General features: G+C 75.3%; 13 protein-coding genes, 2 tRNA genes and 1 pseudogene. 6 read left to right on the top strand and 10 right to left on the bottom strand.

Features of this window, described 5'->3' with window-relative positions; translation table 11 throughout:
* A pseudogene (locus ABD308_RS20585) lies at positions 1-1674 on the bottom strand (peptidase S41); the annotation flags it as partial.
* 224 nt (positions 1675-1898) lie between these two features.
* Here ABD308_RS20585 and ABD308_RS20580 point away from each other — a divergent pair.
* Positions 1899-3593, top strand: a complete 1695-nt coding sequence (locus ABD308_RS20580; protein WP_425554813.1) for a chitinase — start codon at positions 1899-1901, stop codon at positions 3591-3593.
* A 42-nt stretch (positions 3594-3635) separates the two neighbouring features.
* Here the strand turns inward: ABD308_RS20580 and ABD308_RS20575 are convergent, their stop codons facing one another.
* The gene (locus ABD308_RS20575) at positions 3636-3998 is read right to left on the bottom strand and encodes a MerR family transcriptional regulator (protein ID WP_344337342.1); all 363 of its coding nucleotides are present in this window, start codon (positions 3996-3998) and stop codon (positions 3636-3638) included.
* 65 nt (positions 3999-4063) lie between these two features.
* Between ABD308_RS20575 and ABD308_RS20570 the strand changes: the two genes are divergently transcribed.
* Positions 4064-5296 carry an MFS transporter gene (locus ABD308_RS20570; RefSeq protein WP_344337340.1) on the top strand — a complete coding sequence of 411 codons (1233 nt, stop codon included), beginning with the start codon at positions 4064-4066 and terminating at the stop codon, positions 5294-5296.
* 21 nt (positions 5297-5317) lie between these two features.
* On the opposite strand, the gene ABD308_RS20565 is transcribed toward ABD308_RS20570, so the two are convergent.
* Together ABD308_RS20565 and ABD308_RS20560 are read right to left on the bottom strand one after the other, a co-directional pair.
* A complete protein-coding gene (locus ABD308_RS20565; protein WP_344337338.1) occupies positions 5318-5995 on the bottom strand; it encodes a response regulator in 678 nt (225 codons plus the stop codon).
* 59 nt (positions 5996-6054) lie between these two features.
* Positions 6055-7284: a sensor histidine kinase gene (locus ABD308_RS20560; RefSeq protein WP_344337336.1), complete on the bottom strand. Its 1230-nt coding sequence runs from the start codon at positions 7282-7284 to the stop codon at positions 6055-6057.
* A 165-nt stretch (positions 7285-7449) separates the two neighbouring features.
* Here ABD308_RS20560 and ABD308_RS20555 point away from each other — a divergent pair, with 165 nt between their 5' ends.
* Together ABD308_RS20555 and hemC are read left to right on the top strand one after the other, a co-directional pair.
* Complete coding sequence (locus tag ABD308_RS20555; protein ID WP_344337335.1) at positions 7450-8130, top strand: DUF2306 domain-containing protein; 681 nt, start codon at positions 7450-7452, stop codon at positions 8128-8130.
* A gap of 42 nt (positions 8131-8172) precedes the next feature.
* Complete coding sequence (hemC, locus tag ABD308_RS20550; RefSeq protein ID WP_344337334.1) at positions 8173-9108, top strand: hydroxymethylbilane synthase; 936 nt, start codon at positions 8173-8175, stop codon at positions 9106-9108.
* Between the two features lie 92 nt (positions 9109-9200).
* Here hemC and ABD308_RS20545 read toward each other — a convergent pair.
* A tRNA-Lys gene (locus ABD308_RS20545) sits at positions 9201-9274 on the bottom strand.
* A 128-nt stretch (positions 9275-9402) separates the two neighbouring features.
* Complete coding sequence (locus tag ABD308_RS20540; RefSeq protein ID WP_344337333.1) at positions 9403-10311, bottom strand: NADP-dependent oxidoreductase; 909 nt, start codon at positions 10309-10311, stop codon at positions 9403-9405.
* 209 nt (positions 10312-10520) lie between these two features.
* Here ABD308_RS20540 and ABD308_RS20535 point away from each other — a divergent pair, with 209 nt between their 5' ends.
* Both ABD308_RS20535 and pgi read left to right on the top strand, forming a co-directional pair.
* A complete protein-coding gene (locus ABD308_RS20535; RefSeq protein WP_344337332.1) occupies positions 10521-12104 on the top strand; it encodes a Na+/H+ antiporter in 1584 nt (527 codons plus the stop codon).
* A gap of 199 nt (positions 12105-12303) precedes the next feature.
* Positions 12304-13965 carry a glucose-6-phosphate isomerase gene (pgi, locus tag ABD308_RS20530; protein ID WP_344337331.1) on the top strand — a complete coding sequence of 554 codons (1662 nt, stop codon included), beginning with the start codon at positions 12304-12306 and terminating at the stop codon, positions 13963-13965.
* A 151-nt stretch (positions 13966-14116) separates the two neighbouring features.
* Here the strand turns inward: pgi and ABD308_RS20525 are convergent.
* The 4 genes from ABD308_RS20525 to ABD308_RS20510 form a co-directional block, all read right to left on the bottom strand.
* A tRNA-Lys gene (locus ABD308_RS20525) sits at positions 14117-14190 on the bottom strand.
* 89 nt (positions 14191-14279) lie between these two features.
* Positions 14280-14810 (bottom strand): bifunctional DNA primase/polymerase, encoded by a 531-nt coding sequence (locus ABD308_RS20520; RefSeq protein ID WP_344337329.1) that lies wholly within the window; start codon positions 14808-14810, stop codon positions 14280-14282.
* Between the two features lie 143 nt (positions 14811-14953).
* The gene (locus ABD308_RS20515) at positions 14954-15361 is read right to left on the bottom strand and encodes a hypothetical protein (protein WP_344337328.1); all 408 of its coding nucleotides are present in this window, start codon (positions 15359-15361) and stop codon (positions 14954-14956) included.
* Between the two features lie 239 nt (positions 15362-15600).
* Positions 15601-16933: AAA family ATPase (locus tag ABD308_RS20510; protein WP_425554812.1), on the bottom strand; the 1333-nt coding region annotated here is incomplete at its 5' end.

Genomic DNA, 16933 nt, shown 5'->3' with positions numbered 1-16933 from the left:
GACATGGGCGAGCTGCTCGCCCGGATCCACGCCGTGGCCCGCCGCGGCGCCGTCCCCGCCGCCGTCGCCGTGCGGGGCGCCGTCCTCGGCGGGGGCGGCGAACGGGGACGGGGTGCCGGCGGTGAGCGGGACGAGGTAGGGGCGGCAGCCGAGCGGGAAGGAGAGGTCGCCGGTGTGCACGTCGTGCACCGGGTCGAAGCCGCGCCAGGAGAGGAAGGCCAGGTAGCGGCCGTCCCGGGTGAAGACGGGCTGCTCGTCCTCGAACCGGCCGTCGGTGACGTCGAGGACCGGTCCGGGGGCGTCGGCGCGGGTCAGCCGGACGCGGCGCAGCGAGCGGCCGGCGGCCGGCTGGGACCAGGCGACCCAGTGCGAGTCGGGGGAGAAGCGGGCGCCGGTGACCGGTCCGTGGCCGGAGGAGGCGACCTCGCGCACGGCGCCGTCGGCGGTGGTCACCAGCAGCAGCCGGCCGTCGGAGGTGGTGGCGGCGAGGCGGGCGCCGTCGGGGGCGGCGGTGAGTTCCAGGACGCGGCCGATCCTGCCGGCGGCGATAATCCGGTGGCCGTGCTGGGAGGGGGCGTGCTCGTGGCCGGGCAGCGGCACGACCTCGACCGCGTCCTCGCCCTGGGCGTCGGTGATCCAGGCCGCCTCGCCGGTGCGGCCGAGTACGACGGGCAGCCGGGTGCGCACGCCGGGGGTGTCGGCGAGCGCGCGGGCCGGGCCGTCGCGGTGGGTGAGCCAGTACTGGCTGCCGCGCACGGTGATCACCCCGGCCCGTCCGGTGGCGTCGCAGGCGAGGTCCTTGACGTGCGAGGCGGCGTTCACCTGGTACGGGCGCCGGCCGGCCCGGGCGCCGCCGAGCGGGACGCGCAGCCGGCGCGGGGCGGGCGCGTCCAGGCCGTCGAGCAGCCAGAGGTCGCCGGCGTGCTGGTAGACGATCCGCGTGCCGTCGGTGGCGGCCTCGCGGGCGTAGTAGGAGGCGTGGTCGGTGTGCCGGCGCAGGTCGGTGCCGTCGGGGCGGCAGGAGTAGAGGTTTCCGACGCCCTCGTGGTCGCAGAGGAAGGCGATCCGCTCGCCGTCGGGGGCGGTGACCGGCATCGGTGAGGCGAGGTGGCCGGGCAGGCCGGCGAGGATCCGCTCGCCGTCCACCCAGAGCCGGCCGGTGGCGCCGCCCCGGTAGCGCTTCCAGGCGGCGGGCTCGTGCGGGGCGGCGCCGGTGAGCAGCACGGTGTGGACCGGGCCGACCTGGGCGTCGCCGACCGGTCCCCAGGGCATCCGGCGGGCGGGGCCGCCGTCGGGGGGCAGGGCGTGCGCCCAGGTGTAGTGGCCGAAGGGCTCGTGGTACGAGGTGACGGCGAGCAGTTCGCCGTCCGGCAGCCAGCCGCGCAGCCGGGTGTCCTGGCTGCCCCAGTGGCTGAGCCGGACCGCCTCGCCGCCGTCCACGGGCGCGGTCCAGATCTCGGGGGCGAGGTTCTGCCAGGCGGTCCAGGCGAGGGCGCGGCCGTCGGGGGAGAGCCGGGGGTGGCTGACCCGGGTGCGGTCGCAGCTGACCCGCCAGGCCCGGCCGACGGCGTCGGCGCCGGGGTCCAGCGGGGCGATCCAGACGTCGTCCTCGGCGGTGAACGCCAACAGGCCCCCGCGCAGGTGGGGGTAGCGGAGGTAGCCGGGCGACGTCACCCTTCCATGTTTCGACGGGGCGTCACGCGCGGCAACCGGAGCGGCCGCCGAGCCGCCGCTCCCGGGGCCGGAACCGGTCTGGACCATTGACACCGTATGGCCGGATCCACTTCAGTGGTCTAGTCCAACTCTGATGCCCGGCCGCGCCGTTCCCCCACCACCGGTGCGCGCCCAGGCATGCCCGGACACCCCCACGACCGCGCCCTCCGCAAGGAGTCCCCCACATGCGCAGAACCCCTGTCTCCCCGGCCACCTCCGCCACCCCCCGCCGCTCGCGCACCGTGCTGGCCGCCGGCACCGCCTCGGCCGTCGCCGCGGCCACCATGGTCGGCCTCACCCTGGGCCTGGCGCCCAGCGCCTCGGCCGGCGAGTTCCTGGTCAACGGCGGCTTCGAGAGCGGCGCCCTCGGCCCGTGGAGCTGCTCGGCCGGCACCGGCGGCGTCGTCACCGGCCAGGCCCACGGCGGCAGCCACGCCCTGGCCGCGAACGCCTCGGCGGGCGACACCGCCCGCTGCGCGCAGACCGTCACCGTCGCGCCCAACACCACCTACACGCTCAGTGCCTACCTCAAGGGCTCGTACGTCTACCTCGGCGTGGACGGCGGCACCTCGACCTGGACGCCCGGCACCGGCGGCGCCTACCAGAAGCTGAGCACCACCTTCACCACCGGCGCCACCCAGACCAGCGCCACCGTCTACACCCACGGCTGGTACGGCCAGGGCACCTACTACGCGGACGACGTCTCGCTGGACGGCCCCGGCGCGCCCAGCCCGACCATCACGCCCACCCCCACGGTCACCCCCACCGTGACGCCGACGGTCACCCCGACCGTGACACCCACGGTGACGCCCACCGTGACCCCGACCGTGACGCCCACCGGCACGCCCACCACGCCGCCGCCCGGCTCCAAGTCCCTGGTCGGCTACCTGCACGCCAGCTTCGCCAACGGCGCCGGCTACACCAAGATGGCCGACGTCCCCGACTCCTGGGACATCATCAACCTGTCCTTCGGCGAGCCGACCTCGGTCACCTCCGGCGACATCCGGTTCAACCGTTGCCCGGCCACCGAGTGCCCGAGCGTCGAGTCCGACGCCGACTTCAAGGCCGCCATCGCCGCCAAGCGCGCCAAGGGCAAGAAGGTGCTGATCTCGATCGGCGGCCAGAACGGCCAGGTCCAGCTCACCACCACCGCGGCCCGCGACGCCTTCGTCAGCTCCGTCTCGGCGATCATCGACAAGTGGGGCCTGGACGGCCTGGACATCGACTTCGAGGGCCACTCGCTGTCGCTCCAGACCGGCGACACCGACTTCAAGAACCCGACCAGCCCGGTCATCGTCAACCTGATCTCCGCGATCAAGACGCTGAAGGCCAAGTACGGCCCGAACTTCGTGCTGACCATGGCGCCGGAGACCTTCTTCGTCCAGCTCGGCTACCAGTACTACGGCTCCGGCCCCTGGGGCGGCCAGGACCCGCGCGCCGGCGCCTACCTGCCGGTCATCCACGCCCTGCGCGACGACCTCACCCTGCTGCACGTCCAGGACTACAACTCCGGCTCCATCATGGGCCTGGACAACCAGTACCACTCGATGGGCGGCGCCGACTTCCACGTCGCGATGACCGACATGCTGCTCAAGGGCTTCCCGGTGGCGGGCAACACCGGCAACGTGTTCCCGGCGCTGCCCGCCTCCAAGGTCGCCATCGGCATGCCGGCCACCACCAACGCGGGCAACGGCTACGTCGCCCCGGCCGAGGTCAACAAGGCCCTGGACTGCCTCACCAAGCTCGCCAACTGCGGTGCCTACGTCCCCAAGGCGGGCGCCCAGCCCGGCCTGCGCGGCCTGATGACCTGGTCGATCAACTGGGACCAGTTCGGCGGCCGGGAGTTCTCGAAGAACTTCGACTCCTACTTCCGCCGCTGACGGACCGACGGACCGCTGGGCGACGGGACGCGAACCCGTCGCTCAGCGGTCCACCCGCACCGCCGCCAGGTACTCCGCGATCGCGTCCCGGTTGCGGGTCAGGCAGGCGATCCGCGCGCTCATCCCCGCCAGCTCCCCTTCCAGGGTGGCGATCATCTCCGGTGTGGCGTCCTCGAAGTGGATCGTGCGGGGCCTGCTGAGGCAGGGCAGGATCTGCTTGATGATCCTGGTCGGCAGCCCCGCGTCGAGCAGCCCCCGGATCTGCGTCACCCGGTCCACCGTCGCCTCGTCGTACGCGCGGTAGCCGTTCGCGCAGCGTCCGGCCGCGATCAGCCCCTGCTCCTCGTAGTAGCGCAGCAGCCGCCGGGACGCCCCGGTCCGTTCGGACAGCTCCCCGATCCGCATGTGCCCCACCTCACAGCCGGCCCGATTGACCCTCACATCAGTGTGAGGGTTCGAGCATAACGGCCATGCGGACCTCTACGCGGACCTCTGTACCCACGCCCCACCGACCCGCCGCCGACCACGGCCGGCGCCCGGCCCTGCCCCTGCCCGCCCTCCTCGCCCTCGCCACCGCCGTCTTCGTCACCGCCCTCACCGAGACCCTGCCCGCCGGCGTGCTGCCCGCCATGAGCGCCGACCTCGGCGTCGGCGAGTCCGCGATGGGCCAGTCCATCACCGTCTACGCCCTCGGCACCGCCCTCACCGCCGTCCCGCTCACCGCGGCCACCGCCGGCTGGGGCCGGCGGCGCCTGCTGCTCACCGCGATGCTCGGCTTCGCCGCCGCCAACACCGTCACCGCGCTGTCCACCAACTACCCGCTCACCATGGCCGCCCGGTTCGTCGCCGGGGTCGCCGCCGGCCTCGCCTGGGCCCTGCTCGCCGGATACGCCCGCCGGCTCGCGCCGCCCGAACTCCAGGGCCGGGCGATCGCCGTCGCGATGGCCGGGGCGCCGCTCGCCCTGTCGCTGGGCGTGCCCGCCGGGGCCTTCCTCGGCAAGGCGCTCGGCTGGTGGGTGGCCTTCCTGCTGATGACCGTGATCGCGCTCGGCGTGACCGGCTGGATCGCCGCGTCCGTCCCCGAGGTGCCCGGCCAGACCCGCGGCGAGCGCACCCCGGTGCTGCGCGCCCTCGGCGTCCCCGGCGTCACCCCCGTGCTCGCCGTCACCTTCGTCTTCGTCCTCGCCCACACCGTCCTCTACACCTACATCGCGCCCTTCCTCGACCGGCGCGGCATGGGCGGCGCCACCGACGCCGTGCTGCTCGCCTTCGGCGTGGCCTCGCTGGCGGGCATCTGGTTCACCGGCGCGCACATCCACCGCCGGCTGCGCGCGCTCACCCTCGCCTCGACCCTGCTGGTCGCCGCCGCGGCCGCCGTGCTCGGCCTGACCACCGGCAGCGCCGCCGCCGTCTACGTCGCCGCCGTGCTCTGGGGGCTCGGCTGGGGCGGCCTGCCGACCCTGCTGCAGACCGCCGCCGGGAACGCGGGCGGCGAGCAGGCGGACGCGGCGCAGGCGATGCTGGTCACCCTGTGGAACGCGGCGATGGCCGGCGGGGCCGTGGCCGGCGGACTGCTGCTCGACCGGCTCGGCACCGGCTCCTTCCCGTGGACCGTGCTGCTCCTGCTGCTGCCCGTCCTCGCCGTCGTGCTGGCCGCCCGCGCCCACGGCTTCCCGGCCCACCGCCCCGGCGCCGCCCGGTGACCGGGCCGCTCGGCAGCCGCCTCAGTACCCGCCGAGCGGGTCCCGGGGCGGCATCAGCCCGCCCCGGTAGGAGATGGCCACCGCCTGGGCCCGGTCGCGGGCGTCGATCTTCGCCAGGATCCGCTTCATGTGGGTCTTCACCGTCGACTCGGCGAGTACCAGCAGCGCGGCGATCTCCCGGTTCGAACGCCCCTCGGCCGCCAGCCGCAGCACCTCCCGCTCGCGCGCCGTCAACTGGGCGAGCCGGCCGTCCTGCGGCGGAGGCGGGGGCCGCTCGCCGCCCCGGCCGACCACCTGGGCGACCAGGTCCCGGGTGACCGCCGGGTCCAGCACGGACTCGCCCCCGGCCAGGGTGTGCACCGCGTCGATCAGCCGCTCGGCCGAGGCGCGCTTCAGCAGGAAGCCGGCCGCCCCGGCCCGCAGCGCCCCCCACACGTAGTCGTCGTGGTGGAAGGTGGTCAGCATCAGCACCCGGGTGGGCAGCCCGGCGGCGGTGATCCGCCGGGTCGCCTCCACCCCGTCGACCCCGGGCATCCGGACGTCCATCAGGACCACGTCCGGCAGCAGTTCCCGGCAGCGGGCCACCGCCGCCAGTCCGTCCGCCGCCTGGCCGACCACCTCGATCCGGTCGTCGGTCTCCAGCACCAGCGAGACCCCGGCGCGCAGCAGCGCGTCGTCGTCGGCCACCACCACGCGCACCCGCCCGGCCGTTCGGTCCCGCTCCGCCGGCCCCTGTGCCGCGGGCCCCTGCGCCGCCGTCACGGAACGGGCAACTCTGCGCGCAGCCGGAACCCGCCCGGCTCACCCGGCCCGTGCTCCACCCGGCCGCCGAGGACCGAGACCCGCTCGGCCACGCCCAGCAGCCCCCGGCCGGGCGCGTACCCGGCGGGCACGCCCCGTCCGTCGTCGCACACCTCGACGGCGAGCCGGCCGGCCGTGCGGCGGACGGTGACCCCGACGCTGCGGGCGCCGGCGTGCTTGACCGTGTTGGTGAGCGCCTCCTGGACGATCCGGTACGCCGACACGTCCAGGCTGCGCGGCACCCGGCGGGCGGCCGGGTCGATCCGCAGCCGCACCTTCAGCCCGGTCCGGCCGAGCCGCTCGGCCAGCCGCTCCAGGTCGGCGACGCCGGGCTGCGGGGCCGCGCCGTCCGCGTCCCAGTCGCCCGCGCCGCGCCGCAGCAGGCCGAGCACCCGGTCGAGGTCGTCGAGCGCCTCCCGCCCGGTGTGCTCCATCCCGGACAACAGCTCCCGGGTGCGCTCCGGCTCGCGGTCGAGCAGCCGGCGGGCGGCCCCGGCCTGGACCAGCACCACGTTCAGGGTGTGGCCCACCGAGTCGTGCAGCTCCCGGGCCAGCCGGGCCCGCTCCTCGGCCACCACCTCCCGGTGCAGCAGCAGCCGGGCCGCCTCGCGCTGCTCGCCGCGCCGGGCCGTCCCGTAACCGAAGGCCCAGCCCAGCAGCCAGAGGAACAGCACCCCGGTCGGGATGACGGGGTAGGCCCGGCCGAGGTCGGCGAAGTACGCGGCCATCCCGAGCAGGGCGGCGAACGGCCCGACCCAGGCGCGCCGGCGGGGCGCGTACAGGCCGAGCGAGTAGAGGCCGACCAGGTCGGCGTACGGGGAGACCGGGCTCGGCAGTACGAACAGCGCCTCCGCCGACAGCGCGGCCGCGCCGACCAGGTACCCGGCCAGCGGCCTGGTCCGGCGCACCGCCAGCGGGGCGGCCACCGCCGCGCTCAGGACGAGGGCCACAGGCAGGCCGCCGTGCAGATCGCCGGCCGCGCCGATCCGCTCGACGGCCATCACCAGCAGGAACACCCCGGCCAGGGCCGCGTCCCACCATTCGGCCGGAACCGCCCGGAGCACGGGGAACACGGGCAGCGGCGGCCACGGCGGCGGGTCCGCCGGGACGGCCCGGGTGTGCGGTGGAGGACTCATCGGCGGCTCCGGGGTCAGGGCGGTGGCCGCCGCGCGGTGGTGCGGGCGCACGGCCGTACGGTAGCGGCGGCCGTCCGGTCCGCGCATCGCCCTGGTGGGGTACGGCCGCCCCGCCCGGCCGGGGGCCGGGGCCGTCCGGCCACCCCCGCGGGGGCAGGCCGCGGGACCCCGCCGGGCGGACGCGGGCGGCCCCCCGCGCTCCGTAGCGTCCGCCCCATGAACGCTCCCGACGTGCCACCCGTGACCGCGCCGTCCGCGCCGTCCGCGCCGCGACCCCGCCGGGCCCGCCGGGCGGGCTGGTGGACGGTCACCGTGCTCGCCTTCGCCACCGCCCTTTTCACCGCCCGCTACCTGACCCTCGACCCGGAGGTCTTCCTCGACCAGCAGCGCGCCGTCTACCTGGCCCACCGCGCCCCGCTCGCCCTGCACGTCGGCGGCGGGGTGCTGGCGGTCCTGCTCGGCCCCTGGCAGTTCCTGCCCCGGCTGCGCGAGCGCCGTCCGGGCCTGCACCGGCTGACCGGCCGGCTCTACCTGCTCGCCGTGCTGGCCACCGGCACCGGCGGCCTGCTGCTGGCCCCGCACGGCCTGGTCGGCCCGATCGCGCCGATCGGCTTCACCGCGCTCGCCCTCCTGCTGCTGATCTCCTCGGCGCTGGCCTGGAGATCCGCCCGGCGCCGCGACCTGGTCCGCCACCGGGCCTGGGCCACCCGCTCCTACGCGCTGATCCTCGCCGCCGCCACGCTGCGGATCTGGCTGCCGGTGATGGACCTCGCGGGCGTCCCGTTCGACCAGGCCTACGCGGCCGTGGGCTGGACCTGCTGGCTGATCAACCTGGTGGTGGCCGAACACCTGATCGGCCGCTTCCCGCGCCCCGCCGCCGCGCCGCCGGTCGGGTGACCCCGCACCGCCCGCGCCGAGATGACGGCCTATCATCCAGCAATGACCACCGCAGAGTTGATCCGCATCGTCTCCCGCTCCTCACCGATGGCGCTCGCCCAGGTCGAGCGGGTCAGGGCCGAGCTGGCCGCCCTGCGTCCGGGGCTGCGCACCGAGGTGGTGCCGGTGACCACCTCCGGCGACCGCTGGATGGGCGACCTCGCCCGGCTCGGCGGCAAGGGCGCGTTCACCAAGGAGGTGGACGCCGCGCTGCTCGCCGGCGAGGCGGACCTCGCCGTCCACTGCCTCAAGGACGTGCCGGCCGACCGCCCGCTGCCGGCCGGCACCGTGTTCGCCGCCTACCTGCGCCGCGACGACATCCGCGACGCGCTCGTCCACCCCGGCGGCCTCACCCTGGACGAGCTGCCGCCCGGCACCCGGATCGGCACCTCCTCGGTCCGCCGCCGGGCCCAGCTCGCCGCCTCCCACCCGCACCTGGAGTGCGTCCCGATGCGCGGCAACGCCAACAGCCGGCTGGCCAAGCTCGCGGCGGGGGAGGCGGACGCGCTGCTGCTCGCGCTGTCCGGGCTGGAGCGGATCGGCGAGACCGCCCGGATCGGCGAGGTGCTGTCGCTCGACACGATGTGCCCGCCGATCGGCGCCGGGATCCTCGCCCTGCAGTGCCGCGCCGAGGACACCGCCACCATTGACGCGGTCACCGGCCTCGGCGACCACGCGACCTGGCGCGAGGCGAGCGCCGAGCGGATGTTCCTGCACGTGCTCCAGGGCCACTGCAACTCGCCGATCGCCGGCTACGCCCGGGCCGGGGCGGACGGGCGCCTCTCGCTGCGCGGCCGGGTCTTCACCCCGGACGGCAAGCGGGTCCTGGACGCCCACGAGTGGGCCGGTGCGCTGAGCCCGGAGGACCTCGGCACCGCGACCGCCCTCGCCCTCAAGCGGCAGGGCGCCTCCGAGCTGATCGCCGCCATCCCGCACTGAGGCGCGGGGCCGGAGGCCCGGGGTCAGGGACCGGGGCCGGCCGGAAACGCCGGAAGGCCCCTCGCTCTCACGAGGGGCCTTCCGGCTGTCTGTGCGCCGCCAGGGACTCGAACCCCGGACCCGCTGATTAAGAGTCAGCTGCTCTAACCAACTGAGCTAGCGGCGCCTGCTGACGTGGAAGACATTACCTGGTCAGCGGCCGAAACACACAATCGGCCCGGGAGCCCCCGCCCTGGCCGCCGTCCCCCGGGGGTTCCGCTCGGGGTTCGGCCCAGGATCCCGCGCGGGGCCCGGTCAGGGGGTGAGAACGACCTTCCCCCGGACGTGCCCGGTGCCGACCAGCCGGTGGGCGTCGGCCACCCGCTCCAGCGGGAAGGTGTCGGCGATCTCCAGCCGCAGCGCGCCGGCCTCCCAGAGGTCGACCAGCCCGGCCAGCCGGGCCGCCGTCCGCTCGCCCCGGATCCCCAGCACGCCCAGGCGCCGGGCCAGCGGGTAGTCGACCACGGTGCCGATCCGGGCCCGGTCGGCGACCAGCTCGACGGAGGCCTCCAGGGCCCCGCGCCCGGCCGCGTCGAAGGCCGCGTCCACGCCCCGCGGTGCCACCGCCCGGACCCGCTCGGCCAGCCCCTCGCCGTACCCGACCGGGATCGCGCCCAGCTCCCGCAGGTAGCCGTGGTTGTGCTCGCTCGCGGTGCCGACGACCGTGGCGCCCCAGGCCCGGGCCAGCTGGACGGCGACCGTGCCGACCCCGCCGGCGGCGCCGTGCACGAGCACGGTGTCGCCCTCGACGACCTTCAAGGCGGTGAGCGCGAGGTGCGCGGTCTGCCCGGAGGCGGACAGCGCCCCCGCGTGCTCCCAGGGCATCCCGGCCGGCTTGCGCACCAGCCGGGCGGCGTCGGCGGCGACCAGTTCGGCCGCGCAGCCGAGCAGCCGGAAGCCCAGCACCTCGTCCCCGACCGCCCAGCCGTCGACGTCCGCCCCGAGCCGGTCGATCACGCCGGAGAACTCGTTGCCGGGGATCAGCCCGGGGGCGAGCTCGACGCCGGCCGGGGCCAGGCCCTCCCGGATCGCGAGGTCCACCGGCTGCACCCCGGCGGCGTAGACCCGGACCCGCACCTGGCCGGGGCCGGGTACCGGGTCGGGCACCGCGGTCACCCGCAGCACCTCGGGGCCGCCGAACCGGGGAACGGTCACTGCCTTCATCGCGGGCACTCCTGTCGGATCCGGCCGAGTCCTGCGGAGGCGGTCTCGGTCCCCCGATCCTGCGGGGTGAAGCGCACTTCAGGTCAACCCCCTACCCGGCGTGTCGCACCAGTTGAGATCATTGTCGGACTTATCCTCGACGGCGGCCCGGGCCATGTCCGGACCCGCACGGCCGTGCGACCCCGCCCGCCACCGAGAGGACCTCCCCCGTGGGCCAGCTGCCCCTGCTCTTCCTGGTGCTGCTCGCCTCCGTGGTGACCATGCCGCTGGCCCGCCGGACCGGCGTGCCCCAACCCGTGCTGATGACCCTGCTGGGCCTCGCCATGGCGCTGATCCCACAGATCCCGGACATCGCCATCGATCCCGAGCTGATCCTGCCGCTGGTCCTGCCGCCGCTGATCTTCGCCGTCGCCCGGCGCTCCTCGGTCCGCTACTTCAAGGCCAACATCCGCTCCATCCTGCTGCTCGCCGTCGCCCTGGTCGTGGTCACCACCGCCGCCGTGGCCGGCACCGTGCACTGGCTGCTGCCCGGACTGCCGATCGCCGCCGCCATCGCGCTCGGCGCCCTGGTCTCCCCGCCCGACCCGGTCGCCGCCGTCGCGGTGGCCGGCAGCGTCGGCCTGCCCCGCCGCCTGGTCGCCATCCTGGAGAGCGAGGGCCTGTTCAACGACGTCACCGCGATCGTCGTCTACTCGCTGGCCATCGAGGCGGTGGTCGGCGGCGACTTCTCCGGCGGCGGCGCCGTCCTGCGCTTCGTCCTCTCGGCGGTCCTCGCGATCGTCATCGGCGTCGTCCTCGGCTGGGCCAACACCAAGCTCGCCGCCCTCCTGGAGGACCCCACCCAGCAGGTCGCGCTCAACCTGCTGGTGCCCTTCGCCGCCTACAGCCTCGCCGAGGAGATCCACGGCTCCGGCGTGCTCGCCGTCGTCGTCTGCGGCCTCTACCTCGCCGAGCGGGCCGCCGACGCGGACGCCGTCGCCTACCGGCTGGTCGGCAACGCCTTCTGGGAGATCGTCGAGATCCTGATCACCGGGGTCGCCTTCGGCCTCATCGGCCTGGAACTCGCGACCGTCCTCAAGGAGGCCGGCTCCGGCTGGACCGGCATGCTCGGCGACGCCGCCGTGGTGATCGCGGTGGTCGTGCTGGTCCGGCTGCTCTGGCTGCTCCCGGCCGGCTGGCTCTCCCAGAAGCTGCGCTCCGGCTCCGAGGAGGACACCCCGATCAGCTGGCAGGAGAGCGTGCTGCTCTGGTGGTCCGGGATGCGCGGGGTCGCCACCGTCGCCCTGGCCCTCGCCATCCCGCTCACCCTGGACTCCGGCGAGGGCTTCCCGGAGCGCGGGCGGCTGGTCTTCATCGCCTTCAGCGTGGTGCTGTTCACCCTGCTGGTCCAAGGCCTCACCCTGCCCTGGCTGGCCAAGCGCTTCGAGCTCGACCTCGGCCACGACCGGCACGAGCAGGAGGTCCGCCAGCTCTGGTGGCGGGCCGCCAAGGCCGGGCTGCGGCGGCTCGGCGAACTTGAGGAGGCCGACCGGCTGCCCGCCGAGGTCGCCGACCGCCTGCGGGACCGTCAGCACGACCGGCTGGCCCGGCTGTGCCCCGAGAACTACGCCGAGGAGGAGGCCGCCGAGGCGAAGCAGCGGCTGGCCCAGTGGCGCGCGGCGCAGAGCGTCGAACAGGAGATGATCGCCGCCTCCCGGCGCGAGATGGTCGCCGCCCGCGCCGAGCCCGGCGCCGACCCGGAGCTCGTCGACCAGGTGCTGCGCGGTCTCGACCTGCGCTCCGAACGGCGGTGACGTCCGGCGGTGACGTCCGGGTGACGCCCGGCGGGTCGTCAGCGAACGGAATGTGAGCCGGGGGTCCCGGCGTTGCATAGGCTGGCCCCGGGCAAGGCCGTCAACGGAGTCGGCGCACCCCCAGTACCCGCACGACCTCGCGAAACCCTCCCGCCTGGCCCTGCCGGTATCTGCACCCAGATGAAACGAGGAGCCACCGATGTCGGAGACCCGCGCCGACGCCCGTACCCCGCTGGACCGCACCCCGCAGTGGGCCGCCCTCGCCAAGCACCGGGAGGAGTTCGGCGACACGCACCTGCGTGAACTGTTCGCCGCCGACCCGGAGCGCGGCCGCCGCTACACCCTCCAGGTCGGCGACCTGCACGTCGACTACGCCAAGCAGCTGGTCACCGACGAGACCCTGGCGCTGCTGCGCGAGCTGGCCGGGGCCACCGGTGTCGCCGAGCTGCGGGACGCCATGTTCCGCGGCGAGAAGATCAACACCACCGAGCACCGGGCCGTCCTGCACACCGCGCTGCGCGCCCCGCGCGGCGCCGTGGTCGAGGTGGACGGCGAGAACGTCGTCCCCGCCGTGCACGCCGTGCTCGACAAGATGGCCGCCTTCGCCGAGCAGGTCCGCGGCGGCGAGTGGCGCGGTCACACCGGCAAGCGGATCCGCACCGTCGTCAACATCGGCATCGGCGGCTCCGACCTCGGCCCGGCGATGGCCTACGAGGCGCTGCGCTCCTACGCCCTGCGCGACCTCGACGTCCGCTTCGTCTCCAACGTGGACGGCGCCGACCTGCACGAGGCGGTCCGCGACCTGGACGCCGCCGAGACGCTCTTCATCGTCGCCTCCAAGACCTTCACCACGATCGAGACCATCACCAACGCGGTCTCCGCCCGGAACTGGCTGCTCACCGAGCTGCGCGCGGACACCGACGCGGTCGCCAAGCACTTCGTCGCGCTCTCCACCAACGCCGAGGGCGTCGCCGACTTCGGCATCGACACCGCCAACATGTTCGAGTTCTGGGACTGGGTGGGCGGCCGCTACTCCTACGACTCGGCCATCGGCCTCTCGCTGATGATCGCCATCGGCCCGGACGCCTTCCGCGAGATGCTGGACGGCTTCCACCTGGTCGACGAGCACTTCCGCACCGCCCCGCCGGAGGAGAACGTCCCGCTGCTGCTCGGCCTGCTCGGGGTCTGGTACGGCGCGTTCTTCGACGCCCAGGCGCACGCCGTCCTGCCGTACTCGCACTACCTGTCGAAGTTCACCGCCTACCTCCAGCAGCTGGACATGGAGTCCAACGGCAAGTCGGTGGACCGCGACGGCCGCCCGGTGGGCTGGCAGACCGGCCCGGTGGTCTGGGGCACCCCCGGCACCAACGGCCAGCACGCCTACTACCAGCTGCTGCACCAGGGCACCAAGGTGATCCCGGCGGACTTCATCGGCTTCGCCGAGCCGGTCGCCGACCTGCTGCCCGGCCTGGTCGCCCAGCACGACCTGCTGCTCGCCAACTTCTTCGCCCAGACCCAGGCGCTGGCCTTCGGCAAGACGCCGGAGGAGGTCGCCGCCGAGGGCGTGCCGGCCGAGCTGGTCCCGCACAAGACCTTCCGGGGCAACCACCCGACCACCACCGTGCTGGCCGCCGAGCTGACCCCCTCGGTGCTCGGCCAGATGGTCGCCCTCTACGAGCACAAGGTGTTCGTCCAGGGCGCGATCTGGAACATCGACTCCTTCGACCAGTGGGGCGTCGAGCTGGGCAAGGTGCTCGCCAAGCGGATCGAGCCGGTGCTGCTGACCGGCGAGGGCACGGAGACGCTGGACAGTTCCACCGCGGCGCTGGTCGCCCGCTACCGCGAGCTGCGCGGCCGCTGACCCGTCGGGCCGGTCTCCGGGCCGTCCGCCTCGGCGGGCGGCCCCGCCGGTCCGTCCGTCGGCCTGCCCCAGGCCCATCCCGGCCCATTCCGCCCGGCCCTGGAAACGCCGGAAGGCCCCTCGCTCTCACGAGGGGCCTTCCGGCTGTCTGTGCGCCGCCAGGGACTCGAACCCCGGACCCGCTGATTAAGAGTCAGCTGCTCTAACCAACTGAGCTAGCGGCGCCTGCTGACAGGGAAGACTTTAGCAGCGTGTCGGGGTCCGGCCAAAATCGAATACCCGCACCTCCCGGGCCCCGCGCCCGCCGGGGCGGCTCAGCGCGCCTCGACCGGCTCGCGGGCCGCCCGGACACAGGCCCACAGGACGACCGAGGCCCCCGGCAGCCAAGGGTCCCGGCTCTCCGGGGCCACGATCCACCGCCCCCGGCCGTGCCCCGGGGCGTCCGGGCCGTCGCCGGCCGTCCGCTGCACCGGCGGCACCGTCACCGTGTCGCCCTTGCCGTGGCAGAGCAGCGGGGGCACGTCCCGGGCCCACTCCTCCCAGGCCAGCAGCCGGCGCAGCCGGGGCGCCGCCCCCGGCTGCACGAACAGCAGCGTGCGCCCCCGGACGACCGCCACCGGCCCGCAGCCGGGCCCGGAGGCCCACAGCTCGTCCAGGACCCGGCGGCCGAACAGCGCCGGCATGCTGATCACGTCGAAGGCCCGGCCGCAGGGCAGCACCGAGGGCGCCCACGGGCGGGACTCCCACAGGGCGCGCATGCTGCGCGGGTACTCGCTGGCGGAGGCGAGCCAGGCCTCTCCGGCCACGGTCACGTACTCCACCGACTGATAGGTCCAGATGTCCACGCACAGCAGAGTGGGGTGTCCGGGGCACGTCCGGGAGGGAAAGCGTGGTTCGCCGGACAGCGGGGCGGGCGGGGGCGTACCCTTCCGCTTCCTCCGGCATATGCCAGTGGCGACGGGACCGGACCGGGGCGCCCCCGGGCGGATCAGTCCTCGTGCCGCCGGGGACTGAGCAGGGTGCGCCCGTACTCGATCATCTTGGCCGCGTAGTCCGGCGTCCAGTCCGCCCGGTCCGCGATCTCGGTCTCGGACAGCGCGTCGAACCGGCGCGGGTCCGCCAGCTGCGCGGCCGCGACCGCCTGGAAGTCGGTGGCCCGCTCGGCGGCCGCCCGGAAGGCCAGCGCCAGCTCGGTGGAACGGCGCAGCAGCTCGCCCGGGTCGTCGATCGACTCCAGGTCGAAGAAACGCTCCGGCTCCGGTTCGTCGGCCTGCGGCTCGAACAGCAGCTGCGCCGGGCGCTGCCGCCGGCCGGACGCCGTACCGGCGTCCGTGCCGGGACCGGCCGGTGCGGCGGGGCCGCTCGGGTCGGACGCCTGCGCATGGGAGTCGGGCATGGACGGACACCTCCGGGTGCTCGATGGGGGCGGGCGACAGCGGCTCGGGCCGGGCGTCGCCCGGTCGTGGCCGTCGTCCATTGTCTCGCGGCGGCGGCCGGTAACGGAACGGTGCGCGTCCGGGCGCTATTCCCGCCCGGCGCGCCAGGGGCGCGCGTCAGCCGCTCCCGCCCACCGCGCGCCGAGCGGGCCGGTCGCACGCCCCCACGGCCGTCCGCCCGGCCCGCGGGCGGACGCGCTCAGGGCCGGCCCAGCCGCACCCGGTGCCCGGACAGGTGGTGCAGCACCCGGTGATTGGCCTCCCAGCCGTCGGGGAACGCCACCGGAACGTTCAACTGCACCGGCTCGGTGGCCGGATGCTCGTCCAGCAGCTCCGCGATCCCGGCCCGGGCCACCACGATGCAGGCGTGCCGGTGCCGGGAGGCCAGCACGCAGAGCCGGCCGGTCTCCAGGTGGAACGCGGTCGCGTCCGGCCGCCCCGACAGCGGGTGCAGCACCACCGTGACGTCGTACTCGCGCCCCTGCAGCCGGTTCGCGGTGTCCACCGTCACCGCCGGCCCGGCCGTCGGGTCCACCGGCACCCCCGCCTTGACCAGCGCGGCCCGCACCGCCGCCGCCTGGTCCCGGTGCGCCGTGCCGACCGCGACCCGGTCCGCCGTGAGCGGGGCGGACCCCTGCTCGGAGTGCGCCGTCAGCCCGCGGTCCAGCAGCCGGCGCACGGTGGCCGCGACGGCCGCCACCGCCTGCGGATCGGTGCGCACGGTGTGCCGGGCCGGCAGCTCCAGCAGCGCCCAGCCGTGCTCGGTCGCCCGGTCGATCGCCGCGTCCACCGCCGAGCCGTCCGGCCGCACCGACGCGGTCATCGAGCGGTCCCCGGGGCCGGTGCCCGAGCGGAACGGCGTGAACGGGTAGAACGCCCCGGAGATCAGCGGCGCCGCGGTGGCCGGCAGCCGCCAGGAGACCGGCAGCCGGTGCGGCTCGATCTGCGGGTTGTGCGCGAGCAGGGTGACCACCGCGCTGCTCGACGGGTCGTACGACAGGCCCGCCCACTGCTCGGTGCCCACCACGGTGAACGGGTCCAGCTGGCCCGGGTCGCCGACGAACAGGGCCCGCTCGAACAGCCGGGCCACCGCCAGCAGCGCGTCCGACCGCATCTGGTACGCCTCGTCGACGATCGCGTGCCGCCACGGCTGCTCGGCCCGCACCCACTGCCACTTGGCCGAGGTGGAGATCACCACGTCCAGCTCGGCCAGCTCGGCGACCTTGTCCGAGGGCGTGACGTTGGCGTGCCGCAGCACCTCGGGACCCGGGCGCGCGTCGGCCGCGTGCAGCCGGCCGATCGTCAGCTCCGGTGCCTTGACGGCCAGTCGGTCGACCAGGTCGTCCACCTGGCCGTTGGTCTGGGCGACGATCATCAGCCGCTCGCCGGCCCCGACCAGCTCCCGGGCGGCGCGCACCACCAGGGTCGACTTGCCGGCCCCGGGCGGCGAGTCCACCACCACGCCGCGCGGCGCGCCGACGGCGGGCCGGACCGTCGCCTCCAGGATCCGCGCCACCGCGGCGTCGGCGGCC

The sequence above is a fragment of the Kitasatospora putterlickiae genome (genome assembly GCF_039527695.1).
In the GTDB taxonomy this organism is placed as follows: domain Bacteria; phylum Actinomycetota; class Actinomycetes; order Streptomycetales; family Streptomycetaceae; genus Kitasatospora; species Kitasatospora putterlickiae.
The sequence above is the reverse complement of the archived record's forward strand: the minus strand, read 5'-3'. Positions and strand labels throughout refer to the sequence as shown.

Bases quoted from the DNA above. Each gene is read 5' to 3' on its own strand.
- ABD308_RS20580 (WP_425554813.1), top strand. From the start codon at position 1,899: ATGCGCAGAACCCCTGTCTCCCCGGCCACCTCCGCCACCCCCCGCCGC.
- ABD308_RS20575 (WP_344337342.1), bottom strand. From the start codon at position 3,998: ATGCGGATCGGGGAGCTGTCCGAACGGACCGGGGCGTCCCGGCGGCTG.
- ABD308_RS20570 (WP_344337340.1), top strand. From the start codon at position 4,064: ATGCGGACCTCTACGCGGACCTCTGTACCCACGCCCCACCGACCCGCC.
- ABD308_RS20555 (WP_344337335.1), top strand. From the start codon at position 7,450: ATGAACGCTCCCGACGTGCCACCCGTGACCGCGCCGTCCGCGCCGTCC.
- hemC (WP_344337334.1), top strand. From the start codon at position 8,173: ATGACCACCGCAGAGTTGATCCGCATCGTCTCCCGCTCCTCACCGATG.
- ABD308_RS20540 (WP_344337333.1), bottom strand. From the start codon at position 10,311: ATGAAGGCAGTGACCGTTCCCCGGTTCGGCGGCCCCGAGGTGCTGCGG.
- pgi (WP_344337331.1), top strand. From the start codon at position 12,304: ATGTCGGAGACCCGCGCCGACGCCCGTACCCCGCTGGACCGCACCCCG.
- ABD308_RS20515 (WP_344337328.1), bottom strand. From the start codon at position 15,361: ATGCCCGACTCCCATGCGCAGGCGTCCGACCCGAGCGGCCCCGCCGCA.